Annotated in this window: 13 protein-coding genes; 4 read left to right on the forward strand and 9 right to left on the reverse strand. The window is 46.3% G+C overall.

Annotation, left to right across the window (positions count from 1 at the left end):
• Window positions 1-111: 111 nt before the first annotated feature.
• From MHB85_RS16745 to MHB85_RS16775, 7 genes are all read right to left on the reverse strand, one after another.
• Window positions 112-390, reverse strand: coding sequence for a hypothetical protein (locus MHB85_RS16745; protein WP_091019417.1), 279 nt, complete (start codon window positions 388-390; stop codon window positions 112-114).
• Window positions 377-2,197 (reverse strand): hypothetical protein, encoded by a 1,821-nt coding sequence (locus MHB85_RS16750; RefSeq protein WP_341073277.1) that lies wholly within the window; start codon window positions 2,195-2,197, stop codon window positions 377-379. The genes MHB85_RS16745 and MHB85_RS16750 overlap by 14 nt, the downstream gene beginning before the upstream one ends.
• A 4-nt stretch (window positions 2,198-2,201) precedes the next feature.
• Window positions 2,202-5,756: a DUF4132 domain-containing protein gene (locus MHB85_RS16755; RefSeq protein WP_341073278.1), complete on the reverse strand. Its 3,555-nt coding sequence runs from the start codon at window positions 5,754-5,756 to the stop codon at window positions 2,202-2,204.
• Between the two features lie 19 nt (window positions 5,757-5,775).
• Entirely contained in the window at window positions 5,776-6,999 is a 1,224-nt protein-coding gene (locus tag MHB85_RS16760; protein WP_256975297.1) for a VWA domain-containing protein, read from the reverse strand.
• Window positions 6,984-9,437 carry a DUF5682 family protein gene (locus MHB85_RS16765; protein ID WP_341073280.1) on the reverse strand — a complete coding sequence of 818 codons (2,454 nt, stop codon included), beginning with the start codon at window positions 9,435-9,437 and terminating at the stop codon, window positions 6,984-6,986. Before MHB85_RS16765 ends, MHB85_RS16760 begins: the two co-directional genes overlap by 16 nt.
• A complete protein-coding gene (locus MHB85_RS16770) occupies window positions 9,425-10,525 on the reverse strand; it encodes an ATP-binding protein (RefSeq protein WP_210108367.1) in 1,101 nt (366 codons plus the stop codon). Before MHB85_RS16770 ends, MHB85_RS16765 begins: the two co-directional genes overlap by 13 nt.
• 417 nt (window positions 10,526-10,942) lie before the next feature.
• Entirely contained in the window at window positions 10,943-11,920 is a 978-nt protein-coding gene (locus MHB85_RS16775; protein ID WP_341073281.1) for an aldo/keto reductase, read from the reverse strand.
• Window positions 11,921-12,103: 183 nt separating this feature from the next.
• On the opposite strand from MHB85_RS16775, the gene MHB85_RS16780 reads away from it, so the two are divergent.
• From MHB85_RS16780 to MHB85_RS16795, 4 genes are all read left to right on the forward strand, one after another.
• The gene (locus MHB85_RS16780) at window positions 12,104-13,309 is read left to right on the forward strand and encodes a cytochrome P450 family protein (RefSeq protein WP_210108369.1); all 1,206 of its coding nucleotides are present in this window, start codon (window positions 12,104-12,106) and stop codon (window positions 13,307-13,309) included.
• 46 nt (window positions 13,310-13,355) lie between these two features.
• Window positions 13,356-13,691, forward strand: coding sequence for a ribosomal protein L7/L12 (locus MHB85_RS16785; RefSeq protein ID WP_091019603.1), 336 nt, complete (start codon window positions 13,356-13,358; stop codon window positions 13,689-13,691).
• A gap of 170 nt (window positions 13,692-13,861) precedes the next feature.
• Window positions 13,862-14,146 (forward strand): ArsR/SmtB family transcription factor, encoded by a 285-nt coding sequence (locus tag MHB85_RS16790; RefSeq protein ID WP_036613842.1) that lies wholly within the window; start codon window positions 13,862-13,864, stop codon window positions 14,144-14,146.
• A 231-nt stretch (window positions 14,147-14,377) separates the two neighbouring features.
• Window positions 14,378-15,562, forward strand: coding sequence for an MFS transporter (locus MHB85_RS16795; protein ID WP_341073282.1), 1,185 nt, complete (start codon window positions 14,378-14,380; stop codon window positions 15,560-15,562).
• Window positions 15,563-15,671: 109 nt separating this feature from the next.
• Here the strand turns inward: MHB85_RS16795 and MHB85_RS16800 are convergent, their stop codons facing one another.
• Both MHB85_RS16800 and poxB read right to left on the reverse strand, forming a co-directional pair.
• Window positions 15,672-16,427, reverse strand: a complete 756-nt coding sequence (locus MHB85_RS16800; RefSeq protein ID WP_341073283.1) for an SDR family NAD(P)-dependent oxidoreductase — start codon at window positions 16,425-16,427, stop codon at window positions 15,672-15,674.
• A gap of 323 nt (window positions 16,428-16,750) precedes the next feature.
• Window positions 16,751-18,478 (reverse strand): ubiquinone-dependent pyruvate dehydrogenase, encoded by a 1,728-nt coding sequence (gene poxB, locus MHB85_RS16805; RefSeq protein WP_192131217.1) that lies wholly within the window; start codon window positions 18,476-18,478, stop codon window positions 16,751-16,753.
• Between the last annotated feature and the right edge of the window lie 163 nt (window positions 18,479-18,641).

Here is an 18,641-nt window from a genome sequence, read left to right on the forward strand (position 1 = left end):
AAAGATTTGCAGTGACCTAGAGGCCTTCTGCAAATCTTCTATATTCTATACTATATCTTATTTATTACATCATATCGCTTCATGTGCCTTCGCTTGGAATACTAACCAATATTACGCCTCTTCTTGCACACTGAGCTGTACATATTGGGTGAGACGACAATACTGAAATAGCAGCAACTCTTCATTACCTTGTCCAAGAGCCACGCTACGCCCTTCCTTGATGAGGTGATTCAACAACTCATACAGGAAACTCATCTGCAACCGCGAGGATTCCGCTGCGAGCTGCTCAAGCACCTCAATATCCCGGATCGTAAACTGGGATAACCCGCGCAGCAGCAACTCTTCTGACCAGCCGTTAATTCTCTGCATGAACTGATTATATTCTTCCAAGTCTGCCCATCCTCCCATTACCGATATCCAGTTTCAGACTGAGCACCGTTTGACCCTTCAGGAAACTGATCGGGCTAATCCGTTTGGGTTCCACACGCACAAAGGCGTAGAAGTGTTCAAGCGTTTGGGAACCATATCCTGACTCCAGTCTTTGGATCATCGCCTGCCAGTCCGATGAATACGGGAGAGTGAGCGCTAGTCTTTCCCCTTCGGTATTCTCAACCGTCAGGACAAGCTCCTGCGTTTGTTTGGCAAAGCTATGGTCCACAATTCGAGCAACTTTGATCACAGCCAATCGTTCTTTGGGAGCAGCAAACAAGTCGAACGATCGCGATTCCTCTTGAAGTACAGAGTTTACATCTTGCATGGTTTTGCCCAGATTCAACGTTTCCACACCCGTTCGTGGCAAAATCGCAAGTTTGGCACCTTCCCCGGAAGAGATCCGGCGTTCTTCATTCACTTTAACGGAATGGAATTGAACTTCTTCGCCCACGAACTGGCGAAAGGTCAGATTAGGCAGCCATGGTGTGAATGCACCATAATGCTCTGTATATGAGAACTGCTGATCATCATAATATACAGCACGTACATCGCTATAGGTGTAGATTTCCTCATCATCGAAGCAATAGAAGTAATAGGTGATTCCACGGAAACCGGATCGTGTCTCCCACGCATCAGCTCCCAGTCCATACAGGTGAAGTGAAGGAACCGTAAAGTATTTACTTCGAAAACTGCCAATGAGCTGACTCTGCTGAATGACAGACACCTTTTCTTCTTCAAGAACCCGGAGTGCAAGATACAGCTTACTTATCCGATCCAACATGGATTGCATGGAGAAACGTATATGTCTGTTAAAAAACAACTGTAGTTCCCCTTGAATCCCTCGTAAATTGCGTTCTATGTCAGGCAGGTTGCCACTATGAGCTGCAATTGCCAAAGTCTCCAGTTGTGCCATGTAGGACTGAGGAAGGCGGGCCAGTCCCGTCTTCAACAATCCTGCGAGCATCATGCGACATTCCTGCACCGTCTGCAGAGAGAACTTGGCTTCGTACGCCCGTCCACTTAATGCATCCGTATCATCCAGACCTTTAAAGTTCCGGTACCGTAACAAAGCTTCAAGCTTGGCCATTTTCCCGGCTGTCTGCTGCACCTTACATAGTGCTTTGGCAAGGCTCGGTTCCTCGGTAAAAGACACCTCGATATTCTGGGTGGTCAGATGAACCGTAAGAAGTGAATCTTCAATGATCTTAATTTCCTCTGGGTATCTCAGTCGGAAAACAACTTCCTCAATCATGGAAGAACTATACGATTTAATTAACACGGTAAGGTCAGACTCCGTCATCCAGCGGAAGCGTGACTCGATCTCACGTGATACCGTATGCGGAATTCCGCTTGGATCGTCCACATTTGATACCAAGCTTGTTACTGATACGTCTTTTGGTACGTCCAACGGATCATTATCCGATATCCCTGAGTCTTTATCCAGCACATGGTTTTCATCTGCACTCATCGAATCCTCTAACAAATGTTCCCGTTGATCATATAGAATTGCGATCAGCACATGCTTGCAGATATGCTCTGACGGACAGGAACAATTCCAATGATCCAGCGTATTTTCAAGCGTACATTGTGTCCCGTCACTGAGCTGACAACTCACAGATGATTCACTCCATGTGTACGTTACACTTACACCATTGTCCAACTCTTTCAAAGACCTTTTGTACAACCCTTTGTTGGCATACCGAATCAGATAATCCTCTGTACACAGCTTCGAAAAACTTCGGAATTTCTCTTTGAATCCACTCACGTCATCAACGCCCCGTTGCTCTCAATATATCGTAGATCGTTTCACTGAATACTCGACCTGGAACGTTGCCCAGAGCAATCGGTTTGTTGTCCCCATAGTAATAATATTGCTTGTTATTCGGTTTGAAGAAATGAAGGGATTCCAGGGTAATGTCATCCAATCCCTCGTAATACGTGATGCTCGTACCGCTGAATTGTAATTCTGCAACAAGATCTCCGTACTCTTTATAAAATTCATGATACCAGCCGCCGTCCTGTGCCGGCCCTTTGATCCAGCCATATTTCTCCAGTGCTTTGGGGAAAGCCGTTGGTGAGAAATCAGACTCAGGCAGATGATCGTATTCATTCTTCGTTTTATCCTCATCTTCCGGCTGGTGAATCTCACGATTCAGTTGCTCAAATGGCTGCTTGATCTCATAATCCTCCAACTGCGTTGTCCAACCTTCAAGCGTTACCTGATCCAGTTCCAACGGATGTATAAGTCCCACCTGCGCACCCGAAGGCAGATCAACCTCGTCTTCATCCACGGAATTGAATGTGCCGTCCTCCATATAACGGAAGGTGCTGATCAGTGCGCCATCCTCATACGTTCCCCAGATCAGACCAACAGCAAATTTTTGCATAATGACATTTTGTACAAACAAGGCTTTCCACTCATCGGCAGACCACAGACGTTGTTTGGATAATGATTCTTCCAGACGCTGCGCCTGAATGTTAACCATGGATTTGAGATCTTTTTTCAGCTGTGTGAAACGTGCCTTGGACTGTGCTGCCAGATCAGCATCATCTTTCTGTGCAGGAGCAGGCAGACTCTTCACGGATTTGCCCGTTTCTTCATTAAGAACAACCACTTGCAAGTCTCCATTGACCTTAACCAGGAAGGAGCGCTCTCCGTAACTCAGCTGCATGGTTCCTTTTTCATCAAAACCAAGTGTAGTGACAAGTCGATCTTCAAGTTGCTCCGCAGTAAGTCCCATATTGTCGGCTGCAAGCTGCAATGCTTCTTCTGCTGCACCTTTCACCTGACGGTTCTTCACGCTACGTTTGATTTTGTCAATCGCCATAAGAGCGGATGGATCTTTCAGATAAGCAAGCACTTTCACAGCATCTGCTGCAATCGCCCCACGACTGTTTTCTGTCCATTCCTTAATTTGCGGAGTCAGAATATTTACAATCTGAATATCGCCAAAAAGTGCTGAAACATACATCACCCACTTTTCTTTCGCGGGGGCACCTTCCTGAATCCAGACCTGAAGCAATTCACTTGCAAAACGAACGAGTGATGCCTCACTTACGTAGTCCCGTAATTCATTTAATCTTTCATTGGGTCCTGACGTGTGATCCAGCGATTGCACCATAACATATAGCTTAATTCGGTCATCTAACGGCTGATTGTCCTCTGTTCGCATCAGGGAAGGGAGATCTTTCAGGGACAACCAACTTAGTCTGGACAGCTTTTTGCTATCTGCCTGATCGGCAAGCGCAGCATGAGCATACTCCGGGCTCAGATCTGCGGTATTGAGCAGAATTTGAATCAGGTTCTTCCAGTCCGCTGCCTTCTCTTTCTTCAAAAGCTCACCGTACAGCTCCTTGCTATTTTCCAGACTGCGGATTGCGGTCAGAGCCATCTCTTTGATTCCCGCTTTTTTCTCCGAGAGGTATACGAGCGTATACAAGTCCTGATCAGGAATCCGGTTGAATTCGGCTAAAGCCACGCCGCTCGCCTTCTTGGACGAATCCTGTAGTCCAGCACGAATCGCTTCGGCCAATATTTTCTTCGATAACTCATCACGCTGTTCAAAGGTAATCTCCAGAATTAGAATGCGCGTATCCGTTGGCAGTTTCTTGTACTGTGTCAGTGCATAGTCCAGATTCTGCTGAATGATTCGGCGGTATTCGTCATGTGGCATGGATTTGTATCTATAGTCGGTCATGCCATTGAGTGAGATCAGGCTCGTTAGCAATTTCTCACGTTTCACCTCAGGATCTTGCCCATAACGTTGAAGAAGCTGCTCTCCACTAAACGCGTAAGAATTGTACATGTCTGAGACAATATCCAGCGTCCAATCAGGATGAGTGGTCAGGATTGCGAACCTGCGCATCGCCTCTGAGTCCAAGGGCAGAAAACTAATACTAATGAGGTTGTGAACACGCTTCTTATCCCGATTCAGTTGATTAAACAACCCGCGACTATTCGGGTCCTCCCAATATTCTTCAAGGGTGTTTTCCCCACTTAAATATCTTGCAATCGCAATTCCTTGACGTCCCCCGTCCAAAGGATGCCGCAGAGCGTTGAATACCGCTTGCTCCACTGACTCCTCCGCATTAGGCAATGCCAATCCTTGATCCTCCATGAATTTCTGAATGCAAAGTTTGAGGAATGGCGGTTTGATCATCTCGTATGCTCGAATCGCTTGTTCAGGACGATTTGCGATCGCGGATTGTAGCATGTTCCAGGATACCGTGTACGAATTAAGCTCGTCCCGCAACATTTCAACTAACTGATAAGGCTCATCCAGAGGCACAAGTCCAGCAAGCAGATCATTTGGACTCTTTGCTCTCGGGTCCATACTTAGCAGGTAACTGCGAACTTCAAGTGGATAAATCTCATGTAACTGATGCAGGGTGTGAAGCAAAACATGCCCAATCTCACTATTCGCATCAAGAAAACGTTGTTTACCTCCACTAATGTTAATCAGGTACAACAAGGCACTGCTCACCAGTACCATCGTTTGATGGAATACAGCATGTGAACATTGCTCTTTTGGAGAGAAAGACGTATTGGGATATAGCTCCGCTATGAGCTGATTACGCTTTTGCTTGAGGAATTCATCCTTCAATTCTTGGGAAGATCCGTTATGCTTCCCTTGAATATTACTGACCACTACAGGTTCAATCAACGTATGTAGCTCTTCCCGCAACTGATCTGGATCATTAGCCATCACATGTTGAAACAACGCTGGCAACGATTGAGCAGAAGATTCAACTTCTGCATGAGAAGGGGTATTACTTAGTTTCGAATATAGTTGCAGGAGCATTAATGCATTAATGACATCCCGATAATTCCCCTGACTGTCCGCTTTTTTGGAATCAAAAAGCCACTGGGCACGTTTTAATTTACTCTTCAATTCAGCCAGAATTTCGTTCTCGCCCGCAAACTGTTTGATCTTCTCCAACCGGGCCAACAACCCGCCCATGCGATCAGAACTTTTGCTCTTCCCGCTTAAGCCGTAGGCTTCTGAATCATTTCCCATACAGATGGTAAAGGCATCCGTTCTCCATGTATTTCTTTTGGAATAAGTCGATTCCAGATATATCACAATAGCCCCGGCACGGTAAAAGATGTCGCCGTCCTCTTTTTTGGCGAGCTTCATGAGCAGATCAATCGTCTGATACACATAATGACTCGAATTTCCCAACATATCCGGGAACTTGTCTGATGTTCCCAAGACATAATCAATAATTTCGGAGCTTCGATCTGTTTTTAATGAATACTCGTTTGAACACGTTACTGCGAATTTCTCCACCAATGTTTCTACTGCACGGTCTGTGGTAAGCATTACACATTCCTCCTCAAATTTAAGTGATGATCTCGCCAATCCAATCCGCAAGCTCGTTTGGGGTAATTGCGGCTACATGTGCGCCCATATTGGTCAACGTCTGTGCTGCATGTTTGTTATAGACTGAATCCCCGTTAAAATCGAGTGCGGTGAGAACCAGCAATTTGCATCCTGCATCGATGATATCTTTACACGCTTTGTACATCTGCGCGATTGGATAGCCTTCCTCCAGATCGCTGACAAGAATAAAGATCGTTTTGCCTGGATTATCGATTAACGTCTCGCCGTAACGCAACGCTTTGGTAATATGTGTCCCCCCGCCGAGCTGTACATTCATGAGCACGTCTACCGGGTCCTCCAGCCTGTCGCTCAGGTCAACCACCTGTGTATCAAAAATGAATAATTTCGTGCGCAGCGCATTCAAGCGATAGAAGATGCTGGCCATCACCGAACTGTAGATGACTGAATCGAGCATACTGCCGCTTTCGTCCACACCAATAATAATGTTCCACTTGTTATGCGGCTGTATATTCCCGTCGAAATAGAGACGATCAATCACAAATCTGCGCTTATTTTTATCATAATTTTTCAAATTTTTGGTGATGGTTCGTTTGAAATTCAGATTGCGCAAGGAACGTACCGAACTGGAGGTATAACGACTGCGCTTGCCCATGATACTGGCTCGAGTCTGAGATTCCAGCTTGCTGCGGAGTTCTTCAACCACGGTTCGAACGATATCCTTGGCGCTCTTTAACACCTCACCTTTCATCCGTCCTTTGAACTGCATAATGTTCTTGAGCAGATTCATGTTGGGTTCAAGGGATTCAAGCAACTTTTTGTCCGTTAACAATTCTGTCAGCCCATAACGATCAAGCGCCTGTTTCTCCAATATTTCGACCGTTGGTTTGGGGAATAGATCCCTGACCTTGTGCAGCCATTTCGGTACAGTCAGGTTAGACGCACCGCGTCCTCCCTCTTTTCGATAACCTTGTTCTTCACCGTATTCACGGTTATAGAGATACCCCAGAATCTCATCGATTTCCGTATATTGAAATTCAGCCGAAGTATATTGGTCTGTATTACACAACCCTTCTTCAGCGGATTCACCGAGAATCAGACGCCATCGATTTAAGGTTTCAGCAGAATGTTGATCCCCTCGGTTGCTTCCATCCGGATTGGAACTTTCATTGATTTCTCTGGTTTCGTCCGTGCTCCGATTCGCTTCATTCATATTAGCTTCCATGCGGTAAACTCCTTTCGAAGCGCTTCATCCCACGTCTTGGACTGAATCAGCATCTGTTCATCGACTGCTGCCCTCAACATTTCCTCTGGCTCAACCTGATGCAGACTCGCCACCCGCTCGGCAATCAAGCCCGTCTCCATTGGTGTAAAGTAGGTGAATGCCAACCGCAATTCCGGTACCATACTGATGAAGTCGTCGTATGACAGATGTTCAATCAGATAATTCAACTCAGACAAGAGCTGATCCTCATATAAAAAAGCATCACGTGCTACAGTGAATACTCCCTGTAAAAAAAGTGCCGTTTGACGGGTCTGATCCGGTGTACCATGGATATATCCACGTGCACGATCAACAATCTCATCTCTGGGCCTGTCGCCGAGCCCTGAGGAAATAGCCACACACACACCCTCCAGCTGAGCCGGAAGCTGGTGATCCGACAGAAGCTCATTCAGATGAATTCGGAATGTCTCATCCTGAAAATGCTCCTCTGCTGAATCAGCGAGCATGGCTAGCAGCTTCAATCCCTGAATAATGGCTTCATGTTCATCCGGATTGGCACTGGAGAGCTGTAACAACTTGTCCACGGCGTTCCTATAAGCTTCGGATACCAGGTCAGGGAGATGTTGCTCGTCAGATAATCCCAGCAACCTGCGGTGTTGATGAATTCGGTTCAAGACATGCAGACTGTTACATAAGGATAGAAAATTCCCGTCCGTTCTCAGCGCTAAGCGGACCTGTTCATAGAGCTTCATCGCTGTGTCCTGAAGCCCCATGAGCAGTGCTTGAAGCATGAGCCGGGCAAGTTCGCCGCTATGATGATCCGGTATGTCTTGCATCTGTTCTTCCATTTTGCGTGTGGCTGCTCCAGCAAGTGTTCCGCCATAAAGAGAGTTTTCTATCAATCTGGCTTCAATACGGGATGAGTACATATAAACCCAGGTTTCGCGCACGAGATTCATGTCCCGTTCTGCGATCCAGTCCGGCCCCGATTGCCGTTTCGCAAATTCCGGAACCAGATAGGTGATGCACTGAATCAATTGGCTGATCTGACGGTGCTCCGGTTTCGCATATAGATCCAGCACTTTCTTGTGTTGTCCTGTTGTGCGGATCTGCAGTTTGTGTCCTGTACAACGGACCTTGAAGTCCTCCACGATGGGAATACTGAATGAATTGGGAGCTACGCTTCCAATGACGTCTCCTGTCAATAACTGCTGAAGCTCTTGCAACGGTTTATCGGTCGCTAGGGTAAGTTCCCCCTTCACAAAGGAAGAGAGTGCTGCATCCATCAACTCATAGACGCCGCCTTCCCTTTTTCCTCGAAGCCCGGCAAGACCCTGAATCATGCTGTATGCCTCAATTGCATCACTGGTTGATACATGTTCGTGACCGTCCCGTAATTTGCGCATCAGCCGAGATAACAAGTCCAGAGCCGTTAGATTGTACGGTGTACTCTTCTTGCGAAGCAGCTGGTTCCAGATCTGATCGTAATAATTCACATAAGGCATGCCGCTTGCATATCCATTAAGCCGATCCGCTTCAGCAAAAGTATAGACCATCGGATACATCTGTTGGTGAACCGCACTTTGTTGAGACGTACCTGGTTTACCTTGTCCATCCGAACGTTGGTCTGCATGCTGTTTATCCATCTCTGGCTGTTCCAATTCTGTTTCATGTTCCTCTGACATCAACAATCCATACGTATGAAATCCACCGGTAATGACAAGCACACGGTCATGCTCCTGCACCGCTTGTTTAATACGTTGTTTCATATGTGCTTCTCTTATCAGATCACCTGAAGACTGTAATCGTTCCGTGGAATAACACATTCGGGATAAAGTACAATACGTGAATACATCCCGCACGAATGCCTCAGTAGATTTCTCCAGTCCACCAATCTCAAACACCTTTTCCCACAATTCATCAAAACTGCGACAGTTTGTTTTTTGACACAACCGGTTAATGAAATCAGACCCCGCAAGCAAGGTTTCGTCCTGGATGGAGATCTCCTTTTGTTCTGTCTGGCCGGATTTGGATGCACGAGTGGAGAAGTGTTGATAGTCGAGATCAATAAACTTCACCGGAATGTCCAGCCGTTTTGCTTCTTTCAAAGCTACATATTCAGGCGAATAACGAAGCATCGGATAATAGCAGGCTTCTCTCTGCAACTCACTCTCATAGGTGTAGTACAGACTGACAGGAGGCAAGGTTGCCTCATCACTCAGAACCGAAATTAATGGATTACCGCTCTCCGGTCCTTCGATTAGAATGATATCCGGCTTGTACTCTTCGATTAATCGTAATAAGTGATATGAACATGCAGGGCTATGGTGTCGTATTGGATAATAGACCGTATGATTACTCAGGTTATACACATGGGACTCGAACAAGGATTGTAACTGATCAACATCAGGGTCCAGAACTGCTGTTAACCGATCCATTTTCTCTCCTCATAATAGTCCTTCCACATTCCTTCTTCCCTGGAGCGCTCTTTAACAACCTTGGAGAAGTAGGTTTTGAGAATGGACAGATCCTTGTCGTTTTCCTTCGCAATGGTCCCCAGCATATTTTGCACTAACCGATCCAGCGCAATAGCCTTATCTTCGTAGTAATAGGAAGTCATCGCACTCTGGACATAGACAGACACTGCTTCTGCCGTACTCATGGAGGCTTGAGGTGTATCGAGCTTGTAGCCTTCCCGTGTCATGCCGGTGCGCAGTTCCATAAATGTTGTAGCCAGCAATTCAACCACGTCTGGGTTAATTTCAATATCAATTCCACTATGTAACAACAGGCTCCGTGCCTGGGATTCAATGATTTTGGCTTCCATTTTCACGTTATGAATGGGCTTGATCGTTTCGAAATTGAACCGCCGTTTCAAGGCACCACTCATCTCGTTTACACCTTTATCCCGAATATTGGCTGTAGCAATAACGTTAAATCCCGGCTGGGCAAACAGTACACCGCCATCCAGTTCAGGAATGCTCATGACCTTGTCACTGAGAATACTAATCAGACTATCCTGCGCTTCGGCGGGACAACGTGTAATCTCTTCAAAACGGGTAAGAATGCCTTTCTTCATTCCGTTATATAACGGTGATGGCACAAGTGCCGCTTCCGAAGGGCCTTTATCAAGCAACATGGCGTAATTCCAGGAATACTTGATCATATCTTCCGTCGTGCCTGCCGTACCCTGAATCGTATTCAGGCTGGTTCCGGAGATTGCTGCGGTCAGCAGTTCGCTAAGCATGGTCTTGGCTGTCCCGGGTTCTCCCACGAGCATTAATCCTCGATTGCCTGCCAGAGTAACCACTGCACGTTCAATTAACACGTCATTGCCATAGAATTTGCGGATAATCGGGATCTCTTCTCCATTCAATAATGCAGGCTTATCCCTGCCTATAATAAAATCGCGCACATAGGCGGGAGATAACAGCCAGTTCGGGGGGCGTTTCCCCTGATCTTCCTCTCGCAGCGCGCGTAATTCAACCTCGTATAATGTCTCGGCGGGTGGCTTAAGCATCTCCATCGTCAAGGTGTCTCCTCTCACTTAAACAGATCGTATGTTCTTATTCCTATTATTTTATCACAGCCCTCGAACAACTACCCCGTAAAACGATAAAAATGGTTGAAACGTCCTTCTTATCAGCACTCTCCCTATGTCCATGGACATAGCCTCTAGCGCAAATATGCAGGTGAAATATCCTTACAACCGTGCCAACACACTGGTTTCGGATCCGAATCAGCATGCTTATTACCCATGTAAACGCATTGTAGGCCATATGACCTCAGGATTCATTACACTTTCGATCATGCGTTTCAACCAAATGAAGCTGAACATATAGAAAACACAGGCCATTAGCAGCCTGTGTCTTCTATATGTTCAAATTTCACCCAACATCTATAAATTTTAATCGAAACTAATCAATCTCTCAGAATTCCCTACTTACATTCTACGCCCGCATGAAGCGGAATACAGCTCGTACCACTCATATCGGGTAAGCTCAATATTCGTTGCATCACGACAGGCCAGAATACGTTCTGGTCGAATCGAACCAATGACAGGTTGTATCCCTGCTGGATGCTTCATTAACCAAGCCAGTACAATAGACTCCGGTGTCACCCCACGCTCCTTGGCCATTCGATCAACCAGTTGAGCCGTATGCTCAATTTCCGCGCGCTGTCCCTCAACTACCCTGCCAGTAAATCGCCCCTGAGCAAGGGGACCCCAAGCTTGCAGTTGAATATGCTCTGCCTGACAATATTCCATCGTGCCATAGGGAAACACGTTGTCTCTGGCTTGGGGCCGATTAACTGTCACACCGGCTTCTACGAATCCGATTTTATCCAGACTCATCTCCATCTGGTTCACAATCAGGGGTACTTTACTATGAAGCTGAAGAAGGCGAATCTGTTCAGAACCCATATTGGACACACCAAAATGGCGCACTTTACCGGAATGATGCAGCTCAGCCAGTGCGTCTCCAATTTCTTGCGGATGGGCGAGCGGATCAGGACGGTGTAACAGCAAAATATCCAGATAATCGATCCCGAGCCGTTCCAGGATACCGTCCACACTCGCCAGGATATGTGCACCTGAAGTGTCATAACGCTGCGGTCCTTCATCATCACCCACAAGACGTATGCCACACTTCGACTGTATAATGATCTGTTCACGTAAGCCAGGAGTTTCGGATAAAACTCGCCCCAATACATGCTCTGCCTTACCACGTGTGTATATATCCGCCAGATCAAAGTGATTAATACCTATTTCGATAGCCGCTTCGACCGCTCGATGACCCTCCACGACAAGATCTGAAGTAATGGGGAGCCCGTCCCATTCGCCCCCAAAACGCATACAGCCAAGAACCATTCGACTTGCCGGAATCCGGTGTTGATGCAAAGGAAGTTGTGTGTAAGACATGTCAGCGTTCACCTCGTTTTCATTTTTACCAAGCATAATAACCAATTCTATCTACCATGTCTTCTTCCATCTTCCTCTATTTTCCTGCTCAATCATCCACTTGGACCAAAAACAAGGTTTCAAAAGCTTATGTATTGAATATATAGAGGGTGCAGGTATTATCTAGGAATATGAGAGGAGATTATGCATTTGAACCCGAATGAACCCAACGAATCCTCAAAGTCAGGAATTTTCACGAAAGAATTCACGCATAACCCTTACCCGGTGTATGAAAAGTTAAGAAAAGATGAGCCCGTTTTCCGAGTCATGTTTCCTCAAGGAGAATTCGGCTGGATGATTACCCGATACGAGGATGCAGTCCAGATTCTGAAAGATCCTCGCTTCAGCAAAGACATGGTCCGACGTTACGGCGCTGACAATCAAAGCATTTTCTCGAATAATATGTTGTTCTCCGATCCGCCAGATCATAAACGTCTTCGCGGACTGGTGCAGAAAGCGTTCACGCCCAAACTGATTGCAAACATGCGAAGCCATATTCAGCACATTGCTGATGATCTACTGGACAACCTCCCGTCACAGGAAAAAATGAATCTGATCGATGACTTTGCCTTCCCGCTGCCCATCATTGTTATTAGTGAAATTCTGGGGGTCCCTGCCCAGGATCGTGATCAATTCCGCATATGGTCCAATACGGTAATTGATGCTTCCACAGCCGAGAGCGCTGAGCTGTTTGAGCAGCATTCCAAGGAGTTTACGGATTACCTTACGGCTTGGTTCGCCAAAGTACGTCAAGACCCGGGCACAGATCTGATCAGCCAGCTCGTCATTGCAGAAGAATCCGGGCAGCAGTTAACTGAACAAGAACTGCTTGGCGTTGTCTCTTTATTAATCATTGCTGGTCATGAAACAACCGTTAATCTCATCGGCAATGGGATTCTCGCCCTGCTGGAGCACCCTGAGCAACGCGAACTACTGATCAAGCAACCCGAGCTTATACACAATGCGATTGAAGAGATGCTGCGTTATAACGGACCGGTGGAGTTCAGCACATCCCGGTGGGCTCTTGAAGATATTGAATTCCGTGGACAGCATATTGCTCAAGGTGAACTTGTCATCGTTGCGCTTGATTCCGCCAACCGGGACGAACAGCAGTTTAAGGATGCTGATATTTTCGATATCACACGCGAGAAGAGTTCGCATCTGGCTTTTGGCAAAGGCATTCATCTCTGCCTGGGAGCGCCGCTTGCTCGTCTGGAAGGTGAGATTGCAGTCAGCACACTTCTGAATCGTTTTCCAAATATACAGCTTCAGGCAGATGTGAATGAACTGGAATGGAGACCTGGCATGATTGTTCGTGGTGTCAAGGAAATCCCGGTTCAACTTAAATAATGGCCAAATATGAACAAATGAGAGCGAGGCACATGACATCATGGAAATGAACACCTTGGTATGGATCGTTCTGTCGCTTCTGATCCTTGTATTGTTGGTTCGAGTCACCAGCCTGCAACGCCAATTGAATGAATTGAAAAGAGATGTGGAGCGCCTGGAGAACGGTTCAACCGTCAGCGCCCGCTCCGATTTCAATTACACCTTGTCGCCCAAGGAAGCATCTCCTTCCCAATCAAACCCACCGGGTCAAACTGATCTGGATTTGGAGCTGCTTACACTTATACAACAAGGGAAAAAAATTATGGCGATCAAACGACTACGCGAGGCCAGAGGTCTTTCGTTGAAGGAAGCCAAAGACTATGTCGATGCACTGGATCTTTAATATACAACTCACATAACTCTCGGGGGAAGTTACTCCAGACTTTCGGCTGTTAACACAGACGCAGTAGAAATTATGGAATCTTCGTCCGAGAGTTTACTTTTCAAATGACATATGCTACTGTATTTCTATATTACTAGAAATAAGAAATAAAGACGAAAGGACGGATCATTATGCAATCAAACTCGAATGAGATTGAACAAGTCGTCAAAATTCATAAAGCACTGGGCGAGCAAACACGGTACAAAATCATTCAGATCTTATCGGGCGAAAGCAACCTGTGTCCTGCCGATCTGGAGAGCCGCCTTGTTACGGTTGCCCTATCGACTCTGTCTCATCATCTGAAACAGCTGTCCGATTGCGGCCTGCTTACATCGCAGAAGAAAGGTACTTATATCTACTACAGCCTGAACACGGAGACCGCACAAAAGTTTGTTCCCTATCTGCTAAATAAATAAAAAAAAATTGAGTTATATTTCTATATAATTAGAAATATTGAAACAACGCACGATATTTATTAGTAGAACTAGGTCACTTAAGTTTACGCTTATACCATTATTCATTATCTAGGTAGTAACATCACCGTTCGTAGATCGGTTGCATTCAGAGCATTCATGTCTTGTTCTATCGTCTTTATTTCTATATTTCTAAAAATATAATAATTATAATCAGAAAGAGGTTATGTTTCCATGTCTTCTACGCTCAAAATCTATGTTCTTGCCTTGGTCAGTTTCCTTGTAGGAACGTCCGAATATGTCATTGCCGGCATTTTGGATCGCATTGCAGATACCATGAATATCTCTTTAATCGCTGCCGGACAGCTCATTACGATTTTTTCACTCGTATATGCGCTAGGTACACCTGTCATTATTGCACTGACTTCGCGCTGGGACCGTCGCAAGCTGTTGCTATACTTCCTCGGTCTATTCGTTGCGGCTAATGTTCTTGCCTATCTGTTGCCGGGTTATGGACTGTTCGTCACAGCACGCGTGTTGATGGCTTTGGGCGCGGGCGTTGTTGTTGTCACGGCATTAACGGTCGCTTCCCAAATAGCGGCTGAGGGCAAACAAGCTAGTGCAATCGCCACAGTAATCACTGGATTTACGGCTTCTCTGATTGTTGGTGTTCCGCTCGGAAGGCTCGTTGCTGCATCTTGGGATTGGAAACTCGTTTTTGCCGGCATAGCCGTTCTTGGAGTCCTCGCCATGCTGGTAATTGCGGCCGCCATTCCGCCTTCCAAAGCAGAAGCCCCTGTTCCACTGAAGAAACAACTGTCTTTGCTCAAACAGCCACGAATTGTACTGGCACTGCTGGTGACCTTTTTCTGGTTAGGTGGTTATTCCATTGCCTACACGTACATTTCACCTTATCTTGTATCCGTTTCAGGAATGAGCGAAGCACTACTCAGTTCAGCTTTACTCGCATTTGGCATAGCTAGTCTGATGGGTTCAAAAGTTGGAGGATTCAGTGCTGACCGATTGGGTGTCAAACGAACGCTGATCACAGGCATGACATTGCATATCGTGAGTCTGGTCCTGTTGAATATAACGGCAAGTTCTCATCTCGCTGTCTTCCTTGTTCTGATTTTGTGGTCTTTTTCCGCCTGGTCTTCGGGTCCAACTCAGCAATATAACCTTGTCACCATGGCTCCGGAATCCTCTGGCATTATGCTAAGCCTGAACAGTTCGGTGATGCAACTGGCGATGGCTTCCGGCGCAGGTATTGGTGGAATTGCTGTCAGCAGCGTTTCATTGTCATCCATCACCTGGATTGGCGCTGTCGGGGTTGCTGTTGCCATCATCATCGTTATAAGCTCGTATCGTTCAGCGCCTTTCAAAAGTACACAAACCAATACATCGCACAACAGTGCATGATATGAATTCGTAGTACAACAGACAAACCAAAAAGAGAGGTCACTGTATGCATACAGAGGCCTCTCTTTAAACATTTTAACGACTATTCTATTAAGGATAAGCAGAACTCTTATTGGGCCGTAACTGCACCATCGATCGGATATACTGCACCATTGATATACGGCGCTTCATCTCCAAGCAGGAAGGAAACCAGGTTAGCAATCTCTTCAGGTCTTCCCAGACGTCCGGATGGAATGCTATCAACGGTTGCCTTGAACACTTCAGGGTTGTCTTTACCGAACTGAATGACCATCGGCGTCTCAATTGTACCTGGAGCAATCGCATTTACACGAATGTTGTCCTTGCCATATTCAATTGCAGCAGTACGCGTCAAGCCAACCACACCATGTTTGGTTGCTGCGTAAGGTGCAACTGCGGGTACCCCAACAATACCAGCTGTGGAGGCCGTGTTCACAATGGAACCCCCCCCTGTTTTGAGCATTTCCGTAATCACATACTTCAACCCGTAGAATACACTTCTCAGGTTAATATCAATAATCTGGTCAAACTGCTCGATCGTATGTTCAATCAACTTGATCCCAGGACCGGCAATACCTGCATTATTAAAGAACATGTCGATTCGTCCGAACTCTTCGACTGCTCTTTTCACATAATTCTCAACTTCAGGTGCTTTACTCACATCTGCCTTTACAAAAATAGCTTTACTTCCCAGCTTCTCAATCTGCTTAACCGTTTCAAGACCTGTCTCTTCGACAAGATCCACAACAACAATGGATGCACCCTTCTCAGCCAGCTTCAGTGCTGCTGCTTGGCCCAATCCACTTCCTGCTCCAGTAATAATCGCTACTTTTCCTGCGTGACTCATGTTGATCTCCTCCATGTGTGTGTGTCATCTTGTGATTGGATCGATGAATACGATATGAAACGTACTTACATGTAATGATGCAATATGTAGGTCAAAAATGGCATAAAACCTTATTGACTTTACCTATTCTAATAGACTTTCGACATAAAAACAAATCATATAATATACATTCATACTATATCACGCGTCACATTTTCAGCATTTTTATTGAAGGAGCACACAACTATTACGCCTTGTTGCATGCTCCTCTTTTACATATACAATATCTTTTAAGTCAGTATCTCTACAACTTCAAATGGTGCATATCCGCTTATCAAAACACTTTAACGCAGCAAATTCGTTTTTGCCAATTCAATAATTTCGTCACCGCGTCCGTTGAGCACAGCTTTCATCATCCATAAGGTGAATCCTTCCGCCTGTTTGATATCAATCTTCGGAGGTAAGGACAATTCCTGACGATTCACCACCACATCAATCAACACAGGACCGTCATGCTGAAGCGCACGCTGCACAGCTCCTTCCAGTTCATCCGGATCCTCAACCCGAATACCTTCCATGCCCATGGCTTGAGCAACCATCGCAAAGTTGGGATTGACAAGCTCTGTTCCCGATTCCAGGAATCCGGCAGCTTTCATCTCCAGCTCAACAAAACCGAGTGCCCCATTATTAAACACCACAACTTTGATCGGCAGATTATGCTGTTTCAGTGTCAACAGATCACCCATCAGCATCGTAATACCACCATCACCCGACAACGAGATGACTTGTCTGCCCGGATCAGCGACCTGAGCGCCAATTGCCTGTGGCAAAGCGTTTGCCATCGTACCATGACTGAATGAACCGAGCAGCCTGCGGTTGCGGCTCATCTCGATATAACGGGCCGCCCATACTGTCGGCGTACCGACATCACAGGTGAAGATGGCATTTTCAGCTGCGGCATCACTAATGACTTTGGTCAGGTACTGCGGATGGATGGGCTTTTTACCCGGTTTTCCAACGGCCAGCTCGTCCAGATCTTTACGTACTTTCACATAACGATCCACACTTTTACGCAGATGTTTGTCACTGTGTTCCTCTGTCAGATAAGGAAGCAAGGTTTCAATGGTCGCTTTTACATCCCCACATACGCCGTAATCCAGCTTCGTGCGCCGACCCAGATGGGAAGATTGAATGTCGACCTGAAGGACTTTCGCATCTTCGGGATAGAATTGACGATATGGGAAATCCGTCCCCAGCATTAATAGTACATCACAGTCCATCATGGCATGATAACCGGATGAATACCCAATTAGACCCGTAAGACCCACGGAATAAGGGTTCTCATACTCCAAATATTCCTTGCCTCGTAGCGCAATAACCATCGGGGATTTCAAACGATCACAGAGTTGCATAAGGGGCTCCCGAGCGCCCGCGCAGCCTGCACCGCACAATAAGGTAATTTTTTTGCCTTGATTCAGATATTCCGCCAGTTTCACAAGTTCAGGCTCAGAAGGATGTACCACTGGATTAGTCGCATGATACACGTGCTCAGGTACAGGCAGATCCGCTGCTTCAAGTCCTGCTACATCTCCCGGCAATACAACGACAGACACACCTGAACGTGCCACTGCTGTCTGAATGGCCATCGTCAGAGAACGCGGCATCTGTTTTGCTGTTGTAATGACTTCACAATAATCGCTACATTCCTGGAACAGATACTCCGGATGGGTCGCCTGAAAATATTCACTGCCAATCTCGTCACTTGGGATATGTGCAGCGATGGCGAGTACAGGAACACGATTGCGGTGGCAATCGTACAGACCATTGATCAGATGCATATTACCAGGACCACTGCTACCTGCGCAGACAGCGATACTTCCACTGACCTGAGCGTCCGCCCCGGCAGCAAATGCAGCTACTTCTTCATGCCGTACATGAATCCACTCGATCTTCCCCGAACGACGAATGGAGTCGAGTACCGCATTCAAGGAGTCTCCAACAATGCCATATATGCGTTTGATGCCAGCGTTCAATAAGGATTCAACCAGAACGTCCGCGACTGTTTTTTTCATAATAGGTGGGTCTCCTTTAATTGCTCATTTTGATTATGTTTCCACTCGGTTAATATACCTATTCTTATACCCCAATCTTCTGAAAACCGAACCAACCCAATATGTATGTCTGGATATATGAAACAAAAAACCGCCCCTTGAACCGTTATTTCATTGTTAGCAA

Source organism: Paenibacillus sp. FSL K6-4396 (assembly GCF_038002525.1).
Classification (GTDB): domain Bacteria; phylum Bacillota; class Bacilli; order Paenibacillales; family Paenibacillaceae; genus Paenibacillus; species Paenibacillus amylolyticus_B.

Coding starts and splice junctions, on each gene's coding strand:
- MHB85_RS16755 (WP_341073278.1), bottom strand. CDS start 5,756: ATGCTTACCACAGACCGTGCAGTAGAAACATTGGTGGAGAAATTCGCA.
- MHB85_RS16760 (WP_256975297.1), bottom strand. CDS start 6,999: ATGGAAGCTAATATGAATGAAGCGAATCGGAGCACGGACGAAACCAGA.
- MHB85_RS16765 (WP_341073280.1), bottom strand. CDS start 9,437: ATGGATCGGTTAACAGCAGTTCTGGACCCTGATGTTGATCAGTTACAA.
- MHB85_RS16770 (WP_210108367.1), bottom strand. CDS start 10,525: ATGGAGATGCTTAAGCCACCCGCCGAGACATTATACGAGGTTGAATTA.
- MHB85_RS16775 (WP_341073281.1), bottom strand. CDS start 11,920: ATGTCTTACACACAACTTCCTTTGCATCAACACCGGATTCCGGCAAGT.
- MHB85_RS16780 (WP_210108369.1), top strand. CDS start 12,104: ATGCATTTGAACCCGAATGAACCCAACGAATCCTCAAAGTCAGGAATT.
- MHB85_RS16785 (WP_091019603.1), top strand. CDS start 13,356: ATGAACACCTTGGTATGGATCGTTCTGTCGCTTCTGATCCTTGTATTG.
- MHB85_RS16790 (WP_036613842.1), top strand. CDS start 13,862: ATGCAATCAAACTCGAATGAGATTGAACAAGTCGTCAAAATTCATAAA.
- MHB85_RS16795 (WP_341073282.1), top strand. CDS start 14,378: ATGTCTTCTACGCTCAAAATCTATGTTCTTGCCTTGGTCAGTTTCCTT.
- MHB85_RS16800 (WP_341073283.1), bottom strand. CDS start 16,427: ATGAGTCACGCAGGAAAAGTAGCGATTATTACTGGAGCAGGAAGTGGA.
- poxB (WP_192131217.1), bottom strand. CDS start 18,478: ATGAAAAAAACAGTCGCGGACGTTCTGGTTGAATCCTTATTGAACGCT.